This is a genomic window from Allobosea sp. 05T422_2, from assembly GCF_056396265.1.
In genome coordinates this window covers 46537-68068 of sequence record NZ_JBFTLD010000005.1, presented here as the reverse complement: position 1 = coordinate 68068, position 21532 = coordinate 46537, and the positions used below count along the sequence as shown (strand labels likewise).

The 21532-nt window shown below is 65.8% G+C and carries 22 protein-coding genes; 10 read left to right on the top strand and 12 right to left on the bottom strand.

The features are described from left to right. Nucleotides 1–14: 14 nt before the first annotated feature. Nucleotides 15–947, top strand: coding sequence for a dihydrodipicolinate synthase family protein (locus tag AC1DJT_RS02040; RefSeq protein ID WP_476767627.1), 933 nt, complete (start codon nt 15–17; stop codon nt 945–947). Then, nucleotides 947–1732, top strand: coding sequence for an SDR family oxidoreductase (locus tag AC1DJT_RS02035; RefSeq protein ID WP_441490700.1), 786 nt, complete (start codon nt 947–949; stop codon nt 1730–1732). The genes AC1DJT_RS02040 and AC1DJT_RS02035 overlap by 1 nt, the downstream gene beginning before the upstream one ends. 267 nt (nt 1733–1999) lie before the next feature. Here the strand turns inward: AC1DJT_RS02035 and AC1DJT_RS02030 are convergent, their stop codons facing one another. From AC1DJT_RS02030 to AC1DJT_RS02020, 3 genes are read right to left on the bottom strand one after another with little or no spacing between them, the layout of a single operon-like run. Beyond that, complete coding sequence (locus tag AC1DJT_RS02030) at nt 2000–3019, bottom strand: ABC transporter substrate-binding protein (protein ID WP_476833429.1); 1020 nt, start codon at nt 3017–3019, stop codon at nt 2000–2002. 49 nt (nt 3020–3068) lie between these two features. Next, complete coding sequence (locus tag AC1DJT_RS02025; RefSeq protein ID WP_441504867.1) at nt 3069–3935, bottom strand: ABC transporter permease; 867 nt, start codon at nt 3933–3935, stop codon at nt 3069–3071. 16 nt (nt 3936–3951) lie between these two features. Next, nucleotides 3952–4731 (bottom strand): ABC transporter ATP-binding protein, encoded by a 780-nt coding sequence (locus AC1DJT_RS02020; RefSeq protein WP_441490703.1) that lies wholly within the window; start codon nt 4729–4731, stop codon nt 3952–3954. Nucleotides 4732–4834: 103 nt separating this feature from the next. Here AC1DJT_RS02020 and AC1DJT_RS02015 point away from each other — a divergent pair, with 103 nt between their 5' ends. Continuing rightward, entirely contained in the window at nt 4835–5500 is a 666-nt protein-coding gene (locus tag AC1DJT_RS02015; protein WP_476833428.1) for a response regulator transcription factor, read from the top strand. After that, complete coding sequence (locus tag AC1DJT_RS02010) at nt 5487–6857, top strand: sensor histidine kinase (protein WP_476833427.1); 1371 nt, start codon at nt 5487–5489, stop codon at nt 6855–6857. The genes AC1DJT_RS02015 and AC1DJT_RS02010 overlap by 14 nt, the downstream gene beginning before the upstream one ends. Before the next feature lie 14 nt (nt 6858–6871). Here the strand turns inward: AC1DJT_RS02010 and AC1DJT_RS02005 are convergent, their stop codons facing one another. Further along, entirely contained in the window at nt 6872–7393 is a 522-nt protein-coding gene (locus AC1DJT_RS02005; protein ID WP_441490705.1) for a 2'-5' RNA ligase family protein, read from the bottom strand. 129 nt (nt 7394–7522) lie between these two features. Here AC1DJT_RS02005 and AC1DJT_RS02000 point away from each other — a divergent pair, with 129 nt between their 5' ends. From AC1DJT_RS02000 to AC1DJT_RS01975, 6 genes are all read left to right on the top strand, one after another. After that, nucleotides 7523–8629, top strand: a complete 1107-nt coding sequence (locus AC1DJT_RS02000; protein WP_476833430.1) for an ABC transporter ATP-binding protein — start codon at nt 7523–7525, stop codon at nt 8627–8629. Nucleotides 8630–8643: 14 nt separating this feature from the next. Beyond that, on the top strand, nt 8644–9774 hold the full coding sequence (locus AC1DJT_RS01995) for an ABC transporter substrate-binding protein (RefSeq protein WP_476833426.1): 1131 nt from the start codon (nt 8644–8646) through the stop codon (nt 9772–9774). 67 nt (nt 9775–9841) lie between these two features. Next, a complete protein-coding gene (locus AC1DJT_RS01990) occupies nt 9842–10672 on the top strand; it encodes an ABC transporter permease (protein ID WP_441490707.1) in 831 nt (276 codons plus the stop codon). Further along, complete coding sequence (locus tag AC1DJT_RS01985; protein ID WP_441490708.1) at nt 10669–11484, top strand: ABC transporter permease; 816 nt, start codon at nt 10669–10671, stop codon at nt 11482–11484. The genes AC1DJT_RS01990 and AC1DJT_RS01985 overlap by 4 nt, the downstream gene beginning before the upstream one ends. A gap of 257 nt (nt 11485–11741) precedes the next feature. Continuing rightward, on the top strand, nt 11742–12299 hold the full coding sequence (locus AC1DJT_RS01980) for an HdeD family acid-resistance protein (RefSeq protein WP_441490709.1): 558 nt from the start codon (nt 11742–11744) through the stop codon (nt 12297–12299). 51 nt (nt 12300–12350) lie between these two features. Beyond that, nucleotides 12351–13838 (top strand): alpha/beta hydrolase, encoded by a 1488-nt coding sequence (locus AC1DJT_RS01975; RefSeq protein ID WP_476833425.1) that lies wholly within the window; start codon nt 12351–12353, stop codon nt 13836–13838. Between the two features lie 67 nt (nt 13839–13905). On the opposite strand, the gene AC1DJT_RS01970 is transcribed toward AC1DJT_RS01975, so the two are convergent. The 8 genes from AC1DJT_RS01970 to AC1DJT_RS01935 form a co-directional block, all read right to left on the bottom strand. Beyond that, complete coding sequence (locus tag AC1DJT_RS01970) at nt 13906–15717, bottom strand: SLC13 family permease (protein WP_441490711.1); 1812 nt, start codon at nt 15715–15717, stop codon at nt 13906–13908. Nucleotides 15718–15900: 183 nt separating this feature from the next. Next, nucleotides 15901–17529 (bottom strand): complex I subunit 5 family protein, encoded by a 1629-nt coding sequence (locus AC1DJT_RS01965; protein ID WP_441490712.1) that lies wholly within the window; start codon nt 17527–17529, stop codon nt 15901–15903. Continuing rightward, the gene (locus AC1DJT_RS01960) at nt 17526–19061 is read right to left on the bottom strand and encodes a complex I subunit 5 family protein (protein ID WP_476833424.1); all 1536 of its coding nucleotides are present in this window, start codon (nt 19059–19061) and stop codon (nt 17526–17528) included. Before AC1DJT_RS01960 ends, AC1DJT_RS01965 begins: the two co-directional genes overlap by 4 nt. Next, a complete protein-coding gene (locus AC1DJT_RS01955) occupies nt 19058–19408 on the bottom strand; it encodes an NADH-quinone oxidoreductase subunit K (RefSeq protein WP_441490714.1) in 351 nt (116 codons plus the stop codon). Before AC1DJT_RS01955 ends, AC1DJT_RS01960 begins: the two co-directional genes overlap by 4 nt. Continuing rightward, entirely contained in the window at nt 19405–20337 is a 933-nt protein-coding gene (locus AC1DJT_RS01950; RefSeq protein WP_476833423.1) for a hydrogenase subunit MbhD domain-containing protein, read from the bottom strand. The genes AC1DJT_RS01955 and AC1DJT_RS01950 overlap by 4 nt, the downstream gene beginning before the upstream one ends. Next, nucleotides 20334–20627: a cation:proton antiporter gene (locus tag AC1DJT_RS01945; RefSeq protein ID WP_476767622.1), complete on the bottom strand. Its 294-nt coding sequence runs from the start codon at nt 20625–20627 to the stop codon at nt 20334–20336. The genes AC1DJT_RS01950 and AC1DJT_RS01945 overlap by 4 nt, the downstream gene beginning before the upstream one ends. Beyond that, nucleotides 20624–20914, bottom strand: a complete 291-nt coding sequence (locus tag AC1DJT_RS01940) for a monovalent cation/H+ antiporter complex subunit F (RefSeq protein WP_441506414.1) — start codon at nt 20912–20914, stop codon at nt 20624–20626. Before AC1DJT_RS01940 ends, AC1DJT_RS01945 begins: the two co-directional genes overlap by 4 nt. Beyond that, the gene (locus AC1DJT_RS01935) at nt 20907–21410 is read right to left on the bottom strand and encodes a Na+/H+ antiporter subunit E (RefSeq protein WP_476767621.1); all 504 of its coding nucleotides are present in this window, start codon (nt 21408–21410) and stop codon (nt 20907–20909) included. Before AC1DJT_RS01935 ends, AC1DJT_RS01940 begins: the two co-directional genes overlap by 8 nt. Nucleotides 21411–21532 lie beyond the last annotated feature (122 nt).

Genomic DNA, 21532 nt, shown 5'->3' with positions numbered 1-21532 from the left:
AACTGAGGATCATCATGGCGTTGTTGGATGAAGGCGCGAAGGGCGTCTATGTAATCGCGGTCACTCCGTTCACGGAGGACGGCGCGCTCGACCTGCCGAGCACCGACCGCATGGTCGATTTCTACCTCGAGAAGGGCGCCAACGGCCTGACCGTGCTCGGCATGATGGGCGAGGCGCCGAAACTGACGGCAGAGGAATCGCGGATATTCGTGCGGCGGGTCCTGGCGCGGGTGCAGGGGCGTGTTCCGGTCGTGGTCGGCGTCTCCGCCCCGGGCTTTGCCGCGATGCGGGAGCTGAGCGACAGCGTCATGGCTGACGGAGCCGCGGGCGTGATGGTGGCGCCGCCCGCAAGTTTGCGGACGGACGACCAGATCGTCTCCTATTACGACATGGTCGCAAAGACGCTCGGACCGAAGACCCCCTTCGTGCTGCAGGATTTCCCACTGGTCACCAATGTCCAGATCGCCTCCTCGGTGATCCTGCGCATCGTCGCGGCGCAGCCGAGCTGCGTGATGCTGAAGCACGAGGACTGGCCGGGGCTTGCCAAGATCTCGGCCCTGCGTGCGGCCAGCGACAAGAACGGCGGGCGGCGCATATCGATCCTGGTCGGGAACGGCGCGATGTTCCTGCCCGAGGAACTGTCGCGCGGGGCCGATGGCGCCATGACCGGATTTGCCTATCCCGAGATGATGGTCGATGTCTGGAAGGCCCATGCCGCCGGGGACGTCGAACGCGCCCATGACCTGTTCGACGCCTATCTGCCGCTGGCGCGCTATGAGCAGCAGCCTGGTCACGGGCTCGCCATTCGCAAATATCTGCTCGCCAAGCGCGGCGCGATCGCGTCGGGCATGGTACGCAGCCCCGGGTCAGCCCTTTCGGCGGCCGACATCGCCGACATCGAACGTCTCGTCGCCCGTCAGGCGCGGCGCCTCAAGGAGATCAACTGATGGATCTGGGCCTCAACGGAAAGCGCGCATTGGTGCTCGGCGCCAGCCGCGGCCTCGGCGCGACGATCGCACGCACGCTCGCCGCCGAAGGTGCGACGGTGATCGCGGCGGCGCGCAATCAAGACGCGCTCGCCGCCTGGATCGGCGAGCTGCCGGCTGAGCAGCGCGGCCGCGTGGTCGCCGCCACGCTCGACCTTGCGGATATCGCCTCGATCGATGCGCTGGCCGACAAGCTGATTGCCGAGGGCGGCGTCGACATCCTGATCGGCAATTCCGGCGGGCCTCCGCCGGGCGAGGCCCGCGACGCGAAGCGCCTGGACTGGCTGATGCATTTCGAGGCCATGGCGGCCAACCTGTTTCATGTCGCGCAGCGTCTGCTGCCTGGCATGACCGAGCGGGGTTGGGGCCGGATCGTCACCATCGTCTCCTCCGGCGTCGAGCAGCCGATTCCGCGTCTCGCGCTCTCCAATGGCGTGCGTGCCGCAGTCGTCGGCTGGTCGAAGACGCTGGCCTCCGAGGTTGCGGGGCAGGGGGTGACGGTGAATGTCGTGCTGCCCGGTCGCATCCACACCGAGCGCGTCGATCAACTCGACGACGCAGCTGCGACGCGGGCCGGCGCGACGAAAGACGCGATCACGAAGGCCTCGATCGCGACGATTCCGGCCGGCCGCTACGGCAAGCCACAGGAATTCGCCGATGTCGTTGCGTTCCTTGCCAGCGAGCGGGCGTCCTATGTCACGGGCGCCAAGATTCGGGTTGATGGCGGCCTGATCCGAGGGATCTGACGGCTGCGTCCCCCGGTGGATGGGGCCTGGGCGCGTTGGTATGATCTGCGTGAGCCGATCAACCGCGCGCCAATTGGTTCGCGGCAGAATGGCACGCCGGCCGGCCCGGTAGCGAGTGCCTCGGCGGAGCAATCAGAGCCTGCCCGCCTGGTGGGATCCTCGTCCTGCCCGCGATCGCAGCGGGCCCGTAGCATTGCCGGCGCTCAGATCGCGATATTCCGGGCTCATCGCCCGGCATTATGCCGCCGGYGATGAGCCATTGGGGGGCTAGCTGCCGGAGCGACCCGTCAACTGCGGGACGAACATGTCGCTCCACTTGGCCGGCTTGATCTTGATCGTACCTGCACGGTGCATGAATTCGGCGAACTGCATCACGCCGCTCGGAGTCGTCGAGAAACGGGCGTCGGGATCTTCGATCATCGCCTGGATCTCGGCGGCGTCGACCTTCACCTTGGAACTCTTGGCGTAGATCTCGGCCGCGAGCTTCTGGTCTTTGGCGATCAGCGCGTTGGCGTCATCCATCGCTTCGATGAAGGCCTKCGTCATCTTTGGGTTGGCATCCACGAATTTCTTCGGCGCAAAGGTGACGTCGAGCGTGATGTTGCCGAGATAATCGACCGAGTTCAGGACGCGGTGCACGCCCGGTGCCTTGGCTTCGATGTACTGGAAGGGCGGCGAGGTGAAATGTGCCTTGATCTCGGTCTTGCCGCCGATGAGCGCGGCCAGCGCCTCGGGATGCGGCAAGCTCACCGTCATCGGGTCCATCTTGGCGTAGTTCTCGGGGCCGAACTCCTTGGCCGCGATCATCTGCAGAACGACGGCCGCAAGTGAAGTCTTGATGCCGGGCAGCGCGATCTTGTCGCTGCCCGTGAAATCCTTGAGCGACTTCAGCTCGGGCTTGTTGGCGTTCAACCAGAGCGAGGTCGAGCTCATGCCGGAGACGCCGACGACCTCGACATTGGGAATCCCCTTGGCCTTTGCCCAGAGCGTGACGAAGCCGGGTGCGCCGGTTCCCGCAAAGTCGAGCGTGCCGGCCATCATCGCGTCGTTGATGACATTGCCGCCATCAAGCATCAGCCACGTCACCTTGACGTCGCCAAGTCCGGCCGCCTTCGCGCGCTTCTCGAGGAACTGCTGGTCCTGCATCACGATCAGCGGCAGGTAGAGGATGCCGAAGCMCTTGGAGACGCGGACCTCGCTGACCTCGGCCCGCGCCGCACTGGCGCAGAAGGCAGTCCCGATCACGGCTGCGGCAAGCGCCCCCTTGAACCAGTTTGTGTGTTTCATCTGTCGTCCTCCCTTTGATGCGGCCATTCGGCCTTGGTGACTGGATGTTTCAGTGCTGCATGCCCCAGCGGCGGATCGTCCTGCGCTCGATCGTGGCGAAGATGACGTTCTCGACGAAGAGGCCGATCAGGATCACGGTGAAGAGGCCGGCGAAGACATTGGCCGTCTCGAGTTGATTGCGGTTCTCATAGATGAACCAGCCGAGGCCACCCGAGCCGGACGATACGCCGAAGACGAGTTCCGCAGCGATCAGCGTCCGCCAGGCAAAGGCCCACCCGACCTTGAGGCCGGTGAGGATGGCCGGGAAGGCGGCGGGGATCAGGATGAGGCGAACGAGCTTCAACCCACGCAAGCCGTAGTTCTGACCGACCATGCGCAACGTATTCGAGACCGACCGAAAGCCGGCATGGGTGTTCAGAGCGATTGCCCAGAGCACTGAATGCACGAGCACGAAGATCACGCTGCCCGAGCCGAGGCCGAACCAGATCAATGCCAGCGGCAAGAGTGCGATCGCCGGCAACGGATTGAACATCGAGGTCAATGTCTCGAGCAGGTCCGCCCCGATGCGCGAGCCGATGGCCAAGGTCGTCAGGAGCGCGGCGAGCGCGATGCCGATGCCGTAGCCGATGATCAGGGTCTGCAGCGAGACCAGCATGCGCTGCGGAATGACGCCGCTCGCGATATTGCTGACGAAGGCATCGACCGTCTCGCCGAAGGTCGGGAACAGCAGCGGGTTACCAAGCCAGCGGCCATAGGCCTCCCAGGCAATGGCGAGCACCGCGAGGATCAGCCCCTTGCGCACGAAGCCGAGGCGGTAGGTCCGTTCGATGAGGCTCAGCGACTTGGCCACGACCGGCGCATCGCTCGAATTGACGTCGCGGATGATTTCCGGGCGGAAGGTCAGGAGGTCGGTCATGTCTGTCGTCTCCGTCTCAATGCGCCGCGAAGAGCATGTCGTTGATGCGGGTTTCGAGCGCGGCCTGCGTGCCGGTGCCCATCTCCTCGGGGGGCACGCTGTTGAGCTCGGCCTTGACCTCGCCCGGATGGGGCGACAGCAGCAGGATGCGGGTGCCGATACGGATCGCCTCCTCGATCGAGTGCGTCACAAACAGCACGGTGAAATGGGTGTCGTCCCAGAGCCGCAGCAACTCGTCCTGCATCTTGCGGCGCGTCAGCGCGTCCAGCGCGGCGAAGGGCTCATCCATCAGCAGGACGTCGGGCTCCATTGCCATGCCGCGCGCGATCGCGACGCGCTGCTTCATGCCGCCGGAAAGCATGTGCGGATAGCTGTCGGTGAATTTCGTCAGGCCGACCTTGTCGATATAGGATTTCGCACGCTCTTCGGCCTCCGGCGCTCCGGCGCGGCCGCTCGAGGTCAGGGCGAAAACGACATTCTCGCGCACCGTCTTCCAGGGCAGAAGCTGGTCGAATTCCTGAAAGACCATCATCCGGTCCGGTCCTGGCCCGGTGATCTCGTGTCCCTTGAGGCGGATGCGCCCCTCGACCGGGCTCAGATAGCCGCCGATCGCCTTGAGCAGGGTCGACTTGCCACAGCCGGAGGGGCCAAGCAGGACGAAACGATCGGACGGATAGACGTCGAAGGAGACGCGGCGCGTCGCCGTGACGACCACATCCGGCGTCTTGTATTGCAGCGTGACGCCCTCGACGGAGAGAAGCGGCGCGGCGGCGCTGGTGGTGAATGGGGCRTGCATCGGCCCTCCCTTGCTTTCGTTTCCCTGCGCACTTGCGGCGCTTGCCATGCTAGTAACCTGCGAACCTGACTCCGACCTGACTCCGACGAAGGATGTTTTGGCCGTGCGCGTTCTCGTCGTCGAAGACACCGCCGATATCGCCGAGGCCGTCGTGATGCGGTTCGAGAAGATCGGTCACGCCGTCGATTGGGAATCGAACGGGCGCACAGCTGCCGAGCTGCTTCAGGTCCAGGCCTATGATCTCGTGATTCTTGATCTGACCTTGCCGGGCGAGGACGGGCTCACGCTGCTCAAGAGCCTGCGCGCGAGACGGCTGAAGACACCGGTCCTGGTCATCACCGCGCGTTCGGCTGTCGACGAGCGGATCAGCGCGCTCGATCTCGGCGCGGACGATTACCTGACCAAGCCATTCGACTACMGCGAACTTGAAGCACGTGCTCGCGCCCTCTTGCGGCGCAGCGCCGGGCTTTCGGACAATATGCTGCGAGTGGGCCCGCTCGTGATCGATCGAGCGGGCCGGGTCGCGAGCATCGGCGACAGGACGCTCAACCTGACGCGCCGCGAGCTGACGGTGCTCGAGATCCTGGCGGCCAGGCCGGACAGGATCGTGCCCAAGGAGGAACTGATCGAGCAGCTCTTCAACTTCGATCAGGAACCGAGTCCGAACGCCGTCGAGCAGTTCGTGGCGCGCTTGCGGCGCAAGCTCGCAGATGCCCCCATCGAGATCAGAACCATGCGCGGCCTGGGCTATCAGCTTGCAACGACATGACCTGCTCCTCTCGCTGCGGGTCCGCATCATCGTCGTTCTGTCGGCGGTGCTGGGGCTCGGCGCGGTCGTGCTCGGCGTCGCCGCCTGGCACTCGGCGACGATCGCGGCACAGCAGGCCTATGATCGGCTGCTCAGCGGCGGCACGATCCAGATCGCGGAGAATGTCTATGTCCAGGGCGGGGTCGTCGCGCTTGATCCCCCCGTCGCCGCGATCGCGACACTCGCCGCCTATGATCTGGTCTTCTACAAGGTCGTCGATCCGCGCGGGGTGGTGGTTGCAGGCTATGAGGATCTCGCCTCGGGGGCGGAACCGGCAGCCGCGCGCAGCGGCGTCGTGCTCGAGGACGGCTCCTTTCAGGGACAGGGCGTGCGCATTGCGACGGTCGCCCGCCAGATCGACGATGCCATGCTCGGCGGCTGGGCAACCATCGTGGTGGCCCAGACGACCGATGCTCGCACGGCGCTTGCGCGCGATCTTACTCTCAAGGCACTGGGTGTCATCGCTGCGATGAGCGTGCTCGCCTTGCTGGCGACAGGCTTTGCGGTGCGCCTCGCCCTGAAGCCGTTGACGCGGATCGAGCTGGAAATCGCAGGACGGCGCCCCGACGATCTGCGCCCGATCCAGACAGAGCCGCCTGTCGAGATCCGCAACCTCGTCCACGCCATCGACGATTTCATGCGCAGGCTTTCCGATCGCATGGCCGTGATGCAACGATTCATTGCCGACGCGGCCCATCAGATTCGCACGCCGCTCGCCGCACTCGACGCCCAGGTCGAGATCCTGTCGAGCGCGAGCCCCTTGAAACGCCGCGCCGAACATATCGCCCGCGTTCGTGAGCGCACCACCGAGTTGGCGCGTCTGACCAGTCAATTGCTCGACCACGCCATGGTCATCCACCGCGCCGACGCGGCACGCGCCGCGCCCGTCGATCTCAACGAATTGGCAAAATCGGTTCTCGCCAAGGCCGTKCCGCTCTCGTTGCCGCGCGAGGTCGATATTTCCTTCACGCCGGCGCCTTCGGCTCCGGTGATCGACGGCGACGCGGTGAGTCTGCGCGAGGCGCTTGCCAACCTCATCGACAACGCACTCGTCCATGGAGCGCATACGAGGCTGTCCGTGACGGTCTCGGCGGACACGGGAAGCGCCTGGATCGAGGTTGGTGACGATGGCGACGGCTTCCCGATCKAGCTGGCGGAAACAATGACCAGGCCCTTCGAGAAGGGCGGGCACTCCAGAGGCTCCGGGCTCGGCCTATCGATCGCCGCGGAAGTCGCACGCGCCCATGACGGCGAACTCACCTTCGCGAGAGGCAGCGGCCTGACGCTTGTCCGGATGTCGTTTTTCCGGCCGAACTGAGCCGATGGGCTCGTCTAGGTTCCGTTCTTGCCAAGCTCGACCGTCTCGATCACCGCCCATTCGGAAATGGGGATGTCCTGGCCTGACCGAACCACGCAGAGCCGGTCAAAGACGATGGCTCTCCCGGCCAGCATGCGCTGAAACTCGGCCGCGGCCGAGGCCTTCGGGGCGGGCGCGACGGGGCCATAGAGCAACGAGACATGCGGCATGAAGCTGTCTGCCATGTCGCTGTCCAGTCGCTGCTTGAGCTGCGCCAGCGGCGCGCTGATGCGAAAACGCGCGTAGAATGACCGGAAATAGGCGTCGCTGGTTTCGATCGCGGCGACCGCCTCCCGGAAGGCCGGGACTGCGGCTGCGGCCTCCGCGATCCCGCCTGCGAGCGCGGCCATGGGCAGATCCGTGTCACCCTTGACCGTCAGATGTGGCGTGAACAGCGGCGTGCCAAAGCGGCCCGAGAGATCCGCAACCAGGCTGGAGAGGAATGCGCCGTCCTCGGCGCTCGGCATCAGCCAGATCGAATGAATTTGGGGTGACATCAAGCCTTCATAAACCTGTTGCACATCGGCGCGAGTGTTCGTTATGTTTATTCCAAGCGGTCCAGAAAATGGAAGAGATATTCCATAGAGCTGGAAAAAAGGTCGCGACAGGGGAGAAAGCGTTTGCAAGTGGGAGTGCCGGACAGGGCGCGCAGCGGCGCGGCCATCAGCGTGCGTGACCTGCATGTCGCCTATGGCGGCACGCAGGTGCTGCACGGCGTCAGCCTCGATTTCACGCCCGGCAGCTTCACGGCGCTTCTTGGTTCGTCCGGCTGCGGCAAGACCACCCTGCTGCGTTCGCTCAGCGGCTTCGTGCCGGTGCAATCCGGTTCGATCATCGTCGGCGGCAATGATGTCGCGTCACTCCMGCCGGAGAAGCGCGGGATGGCGATGGTCTTCCAGTCCTATGCGCTTTGGCCGCATATGACGGTGCTGCAGAATATCGGCTACGGGCTGAAGCTGCGTGGTGCGTCCAAGGCCGAGATCGCCGCCAAGGTCGCGTCCATGCTCGAGTTCCTCGGCCTGACCGGATATGAGGGCCGCAAGGTCACGGCGCTCTCGGGCGGGCAGCGTCAGCGCGTTGCGCTTGGCAGGGCGCTGGCGATCGATCCGGGCATCCTGCTGCTCGACGAGCCGCTCTCCAATCTCGACGCCAAGATCCGCATGACGATGCGCCATGAGATCCGCGCGATCCAGCAGCGTCTTGGCCTGACCGCCGTCCATGTCACGCATGACCGCGAGGAGGCCATGACCATGGCCGACCGGCTCGTCATCATGCAGGCGGGGCGGATTGCGCAGGTCGGCACGCCGGAAGAGGTCTATGATCGCCCGGCGACCGCCTTCGTCGCCAATTTCATGGGGGCGGAGAATGTCCTTCCCCTTCATGTCGAGCGCTCCGAGCGCGGCGCCTCGCTGAGGGCAGGGGACGCCACGRCCCAGATCGCGGCCGAGGCGTTCGATGCTTTGCCTGTCGGAGATGCCGTCGCCTATTTCCGCGACGATGTCGCGCGCCTCGATGCGGCCGACGCCCCAGCCTCCGACGACCTGCTGGTGCCCGGACGCATTGCGGCTCGCGCCTATCCCGGCGGAGTCTACCGCTACCGGGTCGAAGCCGCCGGCCGCCAGATCACGGTCGACGACGCTGCCCGTCACGAACTCGGAACGAAAGTCGGCCTGCGCATTCCGCTGCAGCGCCTCCACATCTTCCCGGCATCCGAGGCCGGGATCGCCGCCTGACAGGGAGTCAGCTCATGCGCATTCTTACAGTTGCCTGCTCGATTGCAGCGCTGATGGTGGCGACGCCGCTGTCCGCTCAGACCCTGAACGTCGCCACCGCCGGCGACCAGAACATGGTCGACTACGTCAAGGACTATCTCGGGCCGATGTTTGAGAAGTCGCATCCCGGCGTGAAGGTCGTCTCCGTCGGAACCGGCGCCGGCGACTCCGGATCGCAGAAGATCTTCGAGAAGCTCGACGCCCAGAAGAGCGCCGGCGCTTCGGATTTCGATGTTGTCGTCATCCACCAGAAGGCCGCCGGCACGATGGTGAAGGAAGGTCTCCTCGCCAAATATACCGACAAGGTCGAGACCGCGAAGCTCGTCTCCAGCGAGACCGCGAAGAACTCGCTCGGCGCCGATGTTTCCGGCTTCGTGATCCCGATGTTCCAGTCGCAGACTGCGCTCGCCTATAATGCCGACATGCTGAAATCGCCTCCGGCGACCTATGCGGAGCTGAAGGACTGGGCCAAGAAGAACCCCAAGCAGTTCGGCTATAACGGCATCAAGGGCGGCATGTCCGGCGTCGCCTTCGTGGCGGGCTGGGTCTACGCCTTCGGCGGCGACGCCGACAAGCTGATCAAGGGAMCGTACGATCCGGCGGTGAAGGCAACCTGGGATGGCGCGCTTGCCGACCTGAAGGACTTCAACAAGAGCGTCGTGATCACCCCCGGCAATGCCGGCACACTCGACATGCTGAACCGCGGCGAGATCGCCATCGGGCCGGTCTGGGTCGACATGTTCTATTCCTGGCAGGCTGACGGCAAGCTGCCGCCGAACATGAAGCTGAAGCTCGCGGCCCCCGGCATGCCGGGCCAGCCGATGTACTACGCCGTGCCGGAGAAGACCGCGCACCGGAAGCTCGCCGAGGAGTTCATCGCGCTCGCGACCAGCCCGCAGGTGCAGGCGGACGGCATCGTGAAGAAGTTCAACTGGTATCCGGGCATCGATGCCAAGAACCTTGAAGGCAAGCTCGACCAGGCTGCCTGGAACAAGCTCTTCACCGACATCACCCCGACGGACCTGTCCAAGAACGCCAAGGCGTTCCCGATCGCGCCCTATTTCAACGACATTCTCGAAGGTTACGAGAAGAAGGTCGCGAACTGAGACGTTCCACCACCTCCTGGCCCGACGCAAGTCGGGCCACCTCTCCTCTCGATCGGCATATCTGCCCATGTCCCAACGCCAGCTGGCGCTGATCCTGATCGCGCCGGGCCTGCTCCTCGTCGCGGCTCTGTTTCTCTATCCGCTCGGCTTTTCGCTGGTCTCGGCCTTCACGCGCCCGGACGGCTCGCTGACGCTGGAATGGTTCGCCAAGGCGTTTGAGCTTTACTCCGGCGATATCGTCTTCACGGTGATCATCGTGCTGTCCTCCTGCCTGCTGACGGCACTGGCTGCGATCGCTATCGCGGGAACGCTGACGCTCGGCGAAAACAGATGGGTCGTGGGTACGCTGAAGGCGCTCTATCGCTGGCCGCTCTTCATCCCCTTCATCGTCGCGGCGCAGTGCATGCGGACCTTCCTCGCCAAGAACGGGCTGATGAACAACACCTTCGTCTCGCTTGGCCTGATGGACCCATTGAGCGCGACCAGCTTTCTCGACTGGCGCGGTATCATCGCGACCTTCGTGTGGAAGCAGACGCCGTTCGTGGCCCTGCTGCTGGCCGGCGCATTGGCGTCGATCGACCGGGCGACGCTCGAAGCCGGCCGCAATCTCGGCGCTTCGCGCCTGCGGGTGCTGGTGGAGCTGGCGCTGCCGCAGGTGATGCCGACGCTCCTCGTCGCGCTGGTCCTGTCCTTCGTGACGATGCTCTCTGTGCTCTCGGTGCCGATGATGGTGTCGGGTTCGCAGCCGACCATGCTGACCGTCGACATGGCCTTCCGCATCAACGCCTATGGCGACTACGCCACTGCCAATGCGCTCGGCGTAATCACCTATCTGATCAGTGCCGGTGCCGCGATCCTCTACCTGAAACGCGGCATGTCGAAGGAGGCCGCACCATGATCCGGCTTGCCTCCACGGCGAAGGCGGCGCTGGCTGCCGCCCTTCTCACCGCTTTCGCCTTCGTCCTCATCGGTCCGCTTGCGAACCTTGCGCTGTGGTCCGTCGCCGAGCGCTGGTACACGCCCTACAAGCTGCCGGTGACCTATGGCACCCGCTATTGGGAGCAGGTCTTCCGCCCGACCGGCGACGCCATGGCCTCGCTCGGTACCAGCGTATGGATMGCGGTGCTGACGGTCATTGTCGCGCTCGCGCTCTCGATCCCGGCCGGCTATGCGCTGGCGCGGCTGAAGCTGCCGGTGCGCGCGCTGTTCATGGTGATGTTCCTGCTGCCGCAGGCATTCCCGTCCGTCGCGATCTACATCAACGTCGCGCGCGTCTTCTACCAGATCGGCATCAACGGCACGGTCTTTGCCGTGGTCCTCGTCCATGCCGCTCACGGCCTCGTCTATTCCGTCTGGATCGCGGCGGCGGCCTTTGCCGCAGTCGACAAGGACCTGGAGCTCGCCGCCCGCAATATTGGCGCGTCACCCCTGCGTACCTTCGCCACCGTGACATTGCCGCTGGCTGCGCCTGGCATCATCGCCAGCGGCATCTTCGTGTTCCTGGAATCGCTCGACGAATTCACCGGCACCTTCTTCGTCGGTGTGCCGCAGGTCACGACATTGCCGCTGCTGCTCTACAACGCGGCGATGGGCGGCAACTACCAGGTCGCGTCGATCACGGCTTTGATCCTGCTCGTCCCGTCCGTGCTGTTCATGCTGTTCATCGAGCGCTTCCTGCGCGCCGACGTCCTGGCGAAGGTCGGTGCGTGAGGCCTCCGATCCGCGCCTGATCGCGGTCCGGGCGTCCGTCGCGTCATTGCGCCGGCACACCCGGGCCGCTGCCCGCCAAAATCCATGAAAACGGGATTCCCTGACTAGCTTTGGGATTCCCTGCTGATCCGTCCCGAGACCAGGCGCGGCATAACTGCTCATGACGGCATTGCCCGATTGCGACTGTCTGCCGGTGCGGCGGGCGGCCTCGGCGGCAAGGCCATCGCTTGCTTCTACAGCGACGGATTGCGCAACTCATGGCCCAGAATTCAAGCAGGTCCGATCACAGCCTCGTTCGGCTGATGTCAGGCAAGATCATCGCACTCGGGATCGCCCTGGTCATTTGCGGGATCATCGCGATTGCAAGCCCTGCCATCTCGACCATGGCGGTGACCTTGTTCCTTGGCCTGATCCTGGCTGTCGCTGGCGCATTCAAGGTGGTCCAGTCCTTCATGGTCAAGGAGTGGAGTGGCTTCGTCTGGCAGTTGCTGGTCGGGATGATCGAGTTGTTGGGCGGCATTCTGGTGTATTTCAACCCGATGAAGGGGGCGATTGCCATCACCTTGGTGATTGCCCTTGTCTTGATCGCGGAAGGCCTCGCCCAGCTCGGGCTTGCCATCAAGATGCGGGCGCAGAGCGGCGTGGGCTGGATGTTCCTGTCCAGCATCATCACGATCGTCGTTGGCGTCGCGCTGGCGATGCGGCTCCCCTATGGCGGCATCTATGCGCCCGGCACGCTGGTGGGCGTCTCGCTGCTCTTCGCCGGCTGGGCTTATATCGCGATCGCGCTCGCCGCCCGGAAGGCTGCTGCCTGACCTCCCGGTCCGGCGTATCATCGGCAGAGCAGATTCTCGAAGGTTCCAGGCATGCGCGGTTTCATCGGCAAGACGCTGAAACGCGGGGGCGCCGTCCTCGCGATCGTCGCGCTGTCCCTGCTCGGACTGCGCATCTACGACACCCAGCGCKGCGCGCCGCTTGAACCCTGGCACACTTATGTGCCGCATGAACTCTCGATCAAGGAGCTCGATCGCGGCAGCTGGGACGACTATCTCAAGGCGGAGGCGGCAGCTTTCGCGGGCGTGCGGGCGGAGGTCACGCAAAAGCTCGCCCCTGAGGAGCGTGTTCCGGTCAATCGCTATTTCGACGGCAGCGCGATTCATCCCGAGCATTTCAAGCAGGATTGGAACCGCTCCTATGTCATGGAGCCGGAGGGCAAGCCGGTCGGCGTGGCCGTGTTCCTGCACGGGCTGACGGATTCGCCCTACAGCCTGCGCCACGTCGCACGGCAATATCGTGACCGTGGTTTCGTCGCCATCGCGATCCGTCTGCCAGGACACGGCACAGTGCCGGCCGGGCTGACCGAGATCGAATGGGAGGATTGGTTGGCTGCGACGCGCCTCGCGGTCAGGGAGGCGAGAAAGCGGGTCGAGCCCGCCGCGCCACTGCATCTCGTCGGGTTCTCGAATGGCGGCGCACTTGCGCTGATGTATGCGCTCGAAGCGCTCGAGAACAAGGAACTGGCGCGGCCGGACCGCCTTGTCCTGATCTCGCCGATGATCGGGATCACGGCCTTCGCACGCTTCGCCGGGCTTGCCGGCCTGCCGGCCATCCTGCCGGCTTTCGCCAAGGCGGCCTGGCTCAGCGTCCTGCCCGAGTTCAACCCGTTCAAGTACAATTCCTTCCCGGTCAACGGCGCGCGCCAGTCGCATCTGCTGACCAGCGCCCTGCAGCAGAAGATCCTGCGGCTGGCGCGGGAAAACCGGTTGAAGGACCTGGCGCCGCTCATCAGCTTCCAGTCGGTGATGGATTTCACCGTGAGCACGCGGGCGATCATCACCTCGCTCTATGCCCATCTGCCGGCGAATGGCAGCGAGCTCGTCCTGTTCGACCTGAACCGTTCGACCAAGTTCGGGCCGCTGCTGAGTTCGGCCYCCGACACGCTGTTGAGCCGCATGCTGCCGGCACCGCCGCGGAATTTCCGGGTGTCGATCATCACCAATGCCAGCGAGGATTCCAGCGATGTCGTCGAACGGGTGACCGAGGCCGGCGCATCGGCCGAGACCGTGCGAGACCTCGGGCTGTCCTATCCCTTCGACGTGTTTTCACTGTCGCATGTCGCCCTGCCATTCCCGGTCACCGATGGCCTCTACGGCCTCAAGCCCGATCCGGCGGAGGATTTCGGCATCAAGCTCGGGGCGGTCGCCGCCCGCGGTGAGCGCGGCACCCTGATCGTGAATCTGGATTCGCTGCTGCGCATGTCGTCGAACCCTTTCTTTCCCTATCTGATCGACCGGATCGACGAACCGCTGCGTGGCGCGGCGTCCGCATCTCCTGCCGTACCCGCCACGCGATAGGCGGCGGCGGAGCCGGTTCCGCGCCGATTGGATCATGGGCGGCGGTTCGAGTCCGGACCGCCGGAGTTCAGAACCGCCAGATTAGCGGTACGTAGAACACCGCCATGATGAAGAACCAGATCATCAGCGGCGTCCCGAGCTTCCAGTAGCTATTGAAGCTGTAGCCGCCGGGGCCCATCACCATCATGTTCGTCGAGGTCGCGATCGGCGTCATGAAGGACGCTGCACCCGCGATACACAGGCTCATCAGGATCGGGCGGGGCGAAACCCCCATGCCGGTGGCCGCCGCCATGGCAATGGGGATGACCAGCATCGTGGTGGCCGTATTGCTCATGATCTGGCCGAGGCTTGCGGTCAGCACGAAAAGGCCCGCGAGAAAGACGATCGGTCCGGCATCGCCGGTGAGCGCAACGAGGTAATTGGCCACGAGCTGTGCCGCGCCCGACTGCACCATGGCGGTGGAAAGCGGCATCATCGCACCGACGAGGATCACCGTCGTCCAGTTGATGGCGCGATAGGATTGCTCGACCGTGACGATGCCTGTGAGGATCAGCAGGCAGGCCGAGACGAGCCCGGCCACCGCCGGCGGGACGATGCCCGTGGCGAGCAGCACGACGAGGCAGGCCAGCACTGCGACGGCGACGCCGGCTCCGGCGCCCATCGGCACCGCCTGGCGCCTGACGAGATCGGGCGAGTTGACGACCAGGATGTCGGGGTCCGTGAGCTGCAGGTCGAGTGCTTTCCAGCTGCCTTCCAGCAGGATCGTATCGCCAGCCTGGAGAGCATCGTCGGGTTCGAGATCGACGCCGGCCCGCTGCACCGCGAGCACCACGAGATCGCCGCTATCGGTGATCATGCCCGGGAACATCGCGCGCCCGATCAGGGCCGAGCGCGGCGGGATAACGACTTCCGCGAGGCCGGAGCGGCGGTTAAACAGGCTCGGCCCGGCCTCGTCGTCCCCTCGGTCCTCGCGCAAGGCGAGGTGCTTCTCCGCTGCGAGATCGGCGACGGCTGCCGCATCGCCCTTCACCAGCAGGTAGTCGCCCTCCGAGATCGCCGGCGCGCGCAATGGCGTGCCGGAATCTCCGGCCTGAACGGCCATCAAGGTGAGACGCTGATCGCCGGCGAAGTCCAGGGCTGCGGGCGCACTCCCGATATAGGACGAGGTGGCGCGCACGCGCAGCCGGAAGACGCCGTCGCTCAGTCCGTAGTGCTCGACCAGCGTCTGGGCGTGGCGGCTGAAGTCGGCGGGCAAGCGCGCGCTGCTCTGCTCGGGCAACAGGCGCTTCCCGAGCAGCAGGATGATCGCCATCGTGCCGGCGAGCAGGGGAATGCCGACGAGAGCGAACTCGGCAAAGGCGAAGCCCTGCAACCCGGCATCTTCCAGCGCTTCCGAGACCAGGATGTTCTTCGGGGCACCGGTGAGCAGCAGGTTCGAGCCGGCATGGGCCGCAAAGGCCAGCGGCATCAGGAGCTGCGACGGGGATTGCCGCAGCCGGATCGCGGCCATCACCACGACCGGCATCAGGGCTGCCACCGCGCCGCCGCCGCTGATCAGGGCGCTCAGGCAGCCGACGGCCGTCATGATGATGATCAGCAGGCGGGTCCGCCTGTTCTCGCCCGCCTTGGCGATCAGGAGCTGTCCGGCCCAGGCGGTCACGCCCGTCTTCTCGAGCGCGGCACTGACGATGAAGAGACTGGCGATGAACAGCACCGCGCGATCGCCAAATCCGGCGAGAGCCTGCTCGAGCGTGACGGCACCGGTCGCCCAGAGCGAAAGCGCTGCTCCAATGGCCACGACGATKACCGGCAGCCTGTTCCAGGCGAACAGGGCAATCGTGATCACGGTGATGACGGCGGTACTCTCGATCGGGCTCAAGTCTGGTCCAGTCCTGTGATGATGCGTGTCAAAGCGGCCACKGCACGAGGCCTCCGCTGTCCTGGTCGTTCACCGAAGCGGGGTCATGTGCTCCGCTGCAGAAGGGCGGATGCGGGTACTGTATCCGACCATGGCCGGGGCGCCAGAGAGCCAGAGAGCCAGGGAGCACAGACCCGCTCGCGTTCAGGCTCGATACATCAGCGCTCCCAGCAGAACGGCAACGATGATGAGCGACAGCCCGGCCACCGACCAGCGGCGCAGCAGGGCGTCCACCTGCTCGATGCCGGCAGCGAGGCGCTGAATGACGGAGGTACCGGCCTTTGCCAGCACGACGATGTCACCCTCGGGGATGGAGCCAGGCAATGCCGTGATGCGACGAACCAGCAGCATGGCAAGCGCGCCCAGCAGCATGGGCCAGGCCACCTTCCAGAGCGCGTCGGGCTGCAGCAGGCTGGCGATGCCTTCGCCCGCAATTGCGGGATAGAGCGACCATGGGATCACCAGCGAGGCGGCCGCGACGATGAGCCAGGGGAGGAGCTGTCCGGGAGGAGCGGAGGACGGGGAGTTCTCCCGTGCGTCGCGCGCCACGATCGACAGGAAATTCAGCATCAGCAGCGTACTGCAAGCGCCGGCCAGCGCCATCGCGTGGCTGACATAGCCATAGCCCAGCATCGGCTTGGTCGCGAGTTTGGCAAGGGCGCCACTGGTCAGGGGCATGCCGCCGAGGCTGAGCGCCAGGAGGGCGGTGAGCAGCAGGACGGGACGCAACCGTGCCTGYCCGGTCGCAGCCAGAATGCCGACCGCCAGGAAGAGGGCCCCCTTCACCAGCGTATGATGCACCGCGTAGTAGGCAACGAGGCTCGTCGCCCCGGTATCGGCATTCTCGAGCCCGACACCGAGAAGGACGGCGAGCAGACCCATCTGGCTGACCGTGGAATAGGCCAGGATGGTCTTGGCGCGGGTCTGGGTCACACCGACGATGACGCCGAAATACGCGGTGACGATGCCGGCCGCGATCAGCACGTTGCCCCAGAATGGCAGGCCGGCCTCGAAGGGCAAAAAGCGGATCAAGCCGATCACGCCCGCCTTGACGACCACCCCGCTGAGCACGGCGGAAGCGGGCATCGGCGCGGCGGGGTGGGCGAGCGGCAGCCAGACATGCAACGGCACGAGGCCCATCTTCAAGGCAAAGCCGAGGATGAGCAGGGCAACGATGCTGTCGCGCATCGGGGATGTTGGCAGGGATGCGACCACGTCCCGGATCGCAGGATTGGCGTCGGGGTGGCCGGCCGCGAGCATCACGAAGGCCAGCAGCAGAAACGCCTCTGCGAGCAGTGCCAGCACGACATAGACGACGCCGGCTCTGTGAGCGCGTGCGGTCTGCTCATGCACGATCAGCCCATAGGCGGCGAGGCTCGCCAGCGTGAAGAGCAGGTAGAAATTCGCGATATCGCCCACGATGAAGAGGCCGAGGCTGCCTGTCAGCGTCAGCAGCCACCAGACGGCGAAGCGGGCAGCGGCCGGCTCGCGGCCCATGTAGGAGGACGCGAAGGCGCCCGCTGCGCTCCAGAGCAGGGCGGCGCCGCCGAGCAGGATTGCACCCGGCCGATCGAGGAGGAGCGACATCCGGAATGGCGGCGGGAAGAAGACCGAGGTTCCGTCCGGCACCAGAAGCGCCGCGAGCAGGCCTGGCAGGGGCGCGACAGCAAGCAGCGACAGCGCACGGGTCCGGAAGCGCCCGAAGATGCAGCAGGCCGCCATTGCGAGCGGGAGGAGCAACGAAGAGGCAAGGAGCAGGCCGGAAGCGTTCATGGCGCCACCGTTGCGATGACCCCGGAGCGCCCCAGCTGCAGGAAGCCGAAGGGCTCGAGCGGTACGAAACCAAGCAGCACGGCCGCCACCGCCAGAACAAGGGCCACGAGCTCGAGGCGCCGCGGTATCGGTTTCTGTGCGACGAGCGCGATGGCCGGTGTTGCCAGGGCGCGGTCGACGACGCGAAAGACATAGCCCGCTGCAAGCAGGCCTCCGGCCAGAATGGTGGCGGCAAGCCATGGGTGGCCGTTCAGCACCGCGGCCGTCAGCAAGAGGCACTTCGCAATGAAGCCTCCGCTCGGTGGAATCCCCATCAGGGACAGGCCGGCGAGGCCGAAGGCCGCCGCGCTGATCGGGAGTACGCGGCCGAACCCGCCGAGATCGGCGATCCGGTCATGGCCAAAGGCCTCGGCGATGACGCCGGCCGCAAGGAACATCGCGGCCTTGGCGAACGCGTGAGAAACCAGCTGGAGGGCACCTCCGGTCCAGGCGATGGTTTCCCAKGGAGCTTGCGCCTCATTTCCGGCTGCGAGCGGGAAGACGATGAAGAGATAGCCGATCTGCGCCACGGTCGAATAGGCGATCATCAGCTTCAGCCGCGCCTGCCGAAGCGCCATGACGCTGCAGAACAGGATCGAGGACGCGCCGAGAACCGCCAGGATCTGACCGGCCAGGATCGCTGCCTGCGGGGGGGCGATGTCGAGCACGAGACGCAGGATCAGGAAGACCGGCGCCTTGATGACGAGAGCCGAGAGCACCGCGCTCGCGGCTGCGGGTGCGCCGGCATGGGCCGGGGGCAACCAGAGATGCAGCGGAAACAGGGCAGCTTTGGCGAGAAGCCCTACGATCATCAGGGCAAGTGCCACCGAGAGGGCCGGCCCGCCTTCGTTCAGGCGCGACAGCATCTGGATATCGAGCGTTCCGTAGCTGCCATAGAGCAGCCCGGTGCCGAGCAGGTAGAGCAGGGACCCGAGCAGCGCGAACATCAGGTAGCGCAACGCTGCGGCGACGGTCTCGGCGCGGCCATCGAGGCAGACCAGCGGGACTGCGGCGAATGTCAGCAACTCGAGGGCGACATAGAGGTTGAACAGGTCCTCGCCGACGAAGACCGCGTTCAGCGCGCTCCAGGTTGCCAGCAGCAAGCCCCAGAAGGTCGTCGGCGCCCTCCCGTCCTGCGTCTTCGGGGCCAGCGCATAGAGGTCCCGCGCAAACAGGCATGTTGCCGTGAGCACCACCGCCGTCATCGCGATCATCGTCGCGGAAAGCCCGTCGGCGCGCAGTGCGATTCCAAGCGGCGGTTGCCAGCCGCCAACGACATAGGTGAGCGCGCTGCCGGTCCGGATCAACTCGGCCACGATAGCGATCGCGGTGACGAGACCGKCGGCGACGGTGACAAGCGCGACCTGCCTGGCATGGCGCGGGGCGAGGATCAGCATGGCCAGCACGCCGAGGACGGGCAAGGTCACGGCAAGGACCAGCAGATAGCCGCCGGGAGTGGCAAGGTGAACGGAGGCGGGCGCGAGAGGGGTCATGGCTCGGCCCGCTGCTTGTCGCCGGCCGCTGGCGCGTCCAGGCTTTCGCGGCCGGTGAGATCGAACAGGCGCTGCAGCAGCGCGACGGCAAGGGCGGTCGCCGAGAATGCGACGACGATGCCGGTGATCACCATGGCCTGCGGAACCGGGTCGCCGGAAAATCCGGCGGCTGCTCCGCGCCGTGCCGCCGCGCCAAAGACCAGGAAGATGCCCGCGCCGAGAATGTTGAACCCGACGATCCTGCGCAGGAGGCCGGCATGGGTRATCACGATGAACAGGCCGATTCCGGCCAGCGCCGCGCCGCACAGGCCAAACAATGTGGCGGGGCCGAGGGATGCGAGGCTCATGGGGCCGGAGCCCTGCTGGAGGGGCCGGCCACGAGCAGGCCGAGCGTCAGGGCGATCGATATCGTCAGCGCTGCCTCGATGCCGACGATGATGGGTTTGGCCGCGCCCTCCGGATAGGCGAGGAAGCCGCCTGCGATCGCAAAGCCGAGGAAGCCGATCGCGAAGAACAGGGCCGGTCCCCCGACCAGAAGGAGCCGCAGCGTCGTCCGCCTCGTTTCCGGTGCGGGACGCAGGCCGGCCAACATGACGAGCAGCCACATCGCGGCAAGCACGGTGCCAGCCTGGAACGTCCCGCCCGGCGCGTCGGCCCCCACCCAGCACATATAGACGGCGATCAGCACGCCAAAGGGGGGCAATACGCGGGCGAGGTAGACAAAGGGCGGCGGCGCAAGCKCTTGCCTCACCTCTGGTGCACCACCCCAGAGCTGATCGGGCGCCAGCGACCACACCCCCAGGAGGGCGAGCAGCAGAACGACCTTCTCAAGCAGCGTATCCAACGCCCGGTAAGCCAGCAGGACGGCCGTCACGGGATTGCCGAGGCCGGTCGCGTCCAGCGCCGCGGCAGCGGCAGGTGCGAGTGTCGGGGCGGGCGAGGGGAAGGAAAGCACGGCGAGCGCGAGGCCAGCCGCCACGAGCGTGCAGGCGATCGCGGCGCCTGCCTTGGCGGTTCTGTTGGGGGCATGGGGGCGGGATGAGCGCTTGCGCAGCCGGGCTTCGGCCCGAAGCAGCAGCATGCYGGTGACACCGCCGCCGATCGCCACCTCGGTCATGGCAACGTCGATCGCCGAGAGCCGCGTCCAGCCCAGTCCAAGCAGCAGACCGAAGGCAATGAAGGCGATGATCGCACCCTGATCATCCCTGGCCCTGGCGACATGGACGGCCAGCGCGAGAAGCCACGCGACGAGCGCGAGATCGAGAAGCATGGTCATGGGCGGGGCTTGCGCCGATAGAGCACCCCGGCGATCAACTGGCTCGCCGTTGCGGCCGAGATCTGGGCCAGCAGCCAGACGCAGACCAGCTTCAGGCCGCCTGCGAAGCTCTCGGCCTGCGGCAGGAGCCCAAGCACGATCAACCCGAGCCCCAGATTGTCGGCTTTGCTCAACGCGTGAAGGCGGCTGAGCGTGTCGGGGAAGCGCAGCAGGCCGAGCGTACCGGCGAGAAACAGAAGAGCGCCGCCGCCGACGGCGATAAGCGTGAAGGCATTGGCGAGCGCCGTCACGCCTCGTCCTCCGTCTGTTCGGATGCGTCGGCGCCGAGGCCGGACTGCCCGAAGGTGAAGGCAGCACAGGAGACGGCGGCCAGCAGCATCAGCAGCAAGGCGACATCCGTCATGGCGGCGGAACGCGAAGCGGCGCCGAGCAGCAGCACGGCGGCAGCGCCCCCCGTGCCCAGCAACTGAACTGCCATCATGCGTTCGACGGGTATGTCGGAGCGCAGCACCTTGAACAGTCCAAGCGCCGTGACGGTCAGGATGAAGAGCGCTGCTCCCGTGAAGAGGTCAGCCATGATCGCCCCCATTCTCCAGAGTACCGCAGAAGGCTGCTTCATCAGCGGCGATCTGTTCCGCCACCGGTTCGCGCAGATCGAGGCAATGGATATGAAGCGTGCCGTCCGCATCCGCCGCGACGGGCAGCTTGCCGGGCTGGAGGCTCATGACCGCACATGAGGCGCTGCGGGCCATGCCGGGCGGCAGCGCGGTGCGATAGGTGACAAAGCCTGGCGACAAGGCCGGCTGTGGGGCAAAGGCGCGGCGCGCGACATCGACGCCGGCCACGGCTGATTGCGGTATGAAGCGGATCAGGAAGCGCAAGAGGCCGCGCGTGGACAGTTTTCCGCTTTCCGGCCAAAGCGCCGTGCTCGTCCAGGTCGCTGCGGCTGCGGCGATCAGACCGATGGGCAGATCCTTCAGGGCGGGGCCCATCAGGATCAGCCATAGCGCGAGAAAGCCGAGACTGCGCGTGAGCATGGCAAGGGGCGGCGCCCTGCCGGCTTCGGTGGTCATGACCATGCCCCTTTGGCCGGCTGGCGCGAGCCGGGTGTGGGCGGGGCCGGCAGCCCGATGATCGCATGCCGGTCGCGGCCTCGAGACGATGCTCGTGCGCAAGTATTTTGTTCGATTTGAAG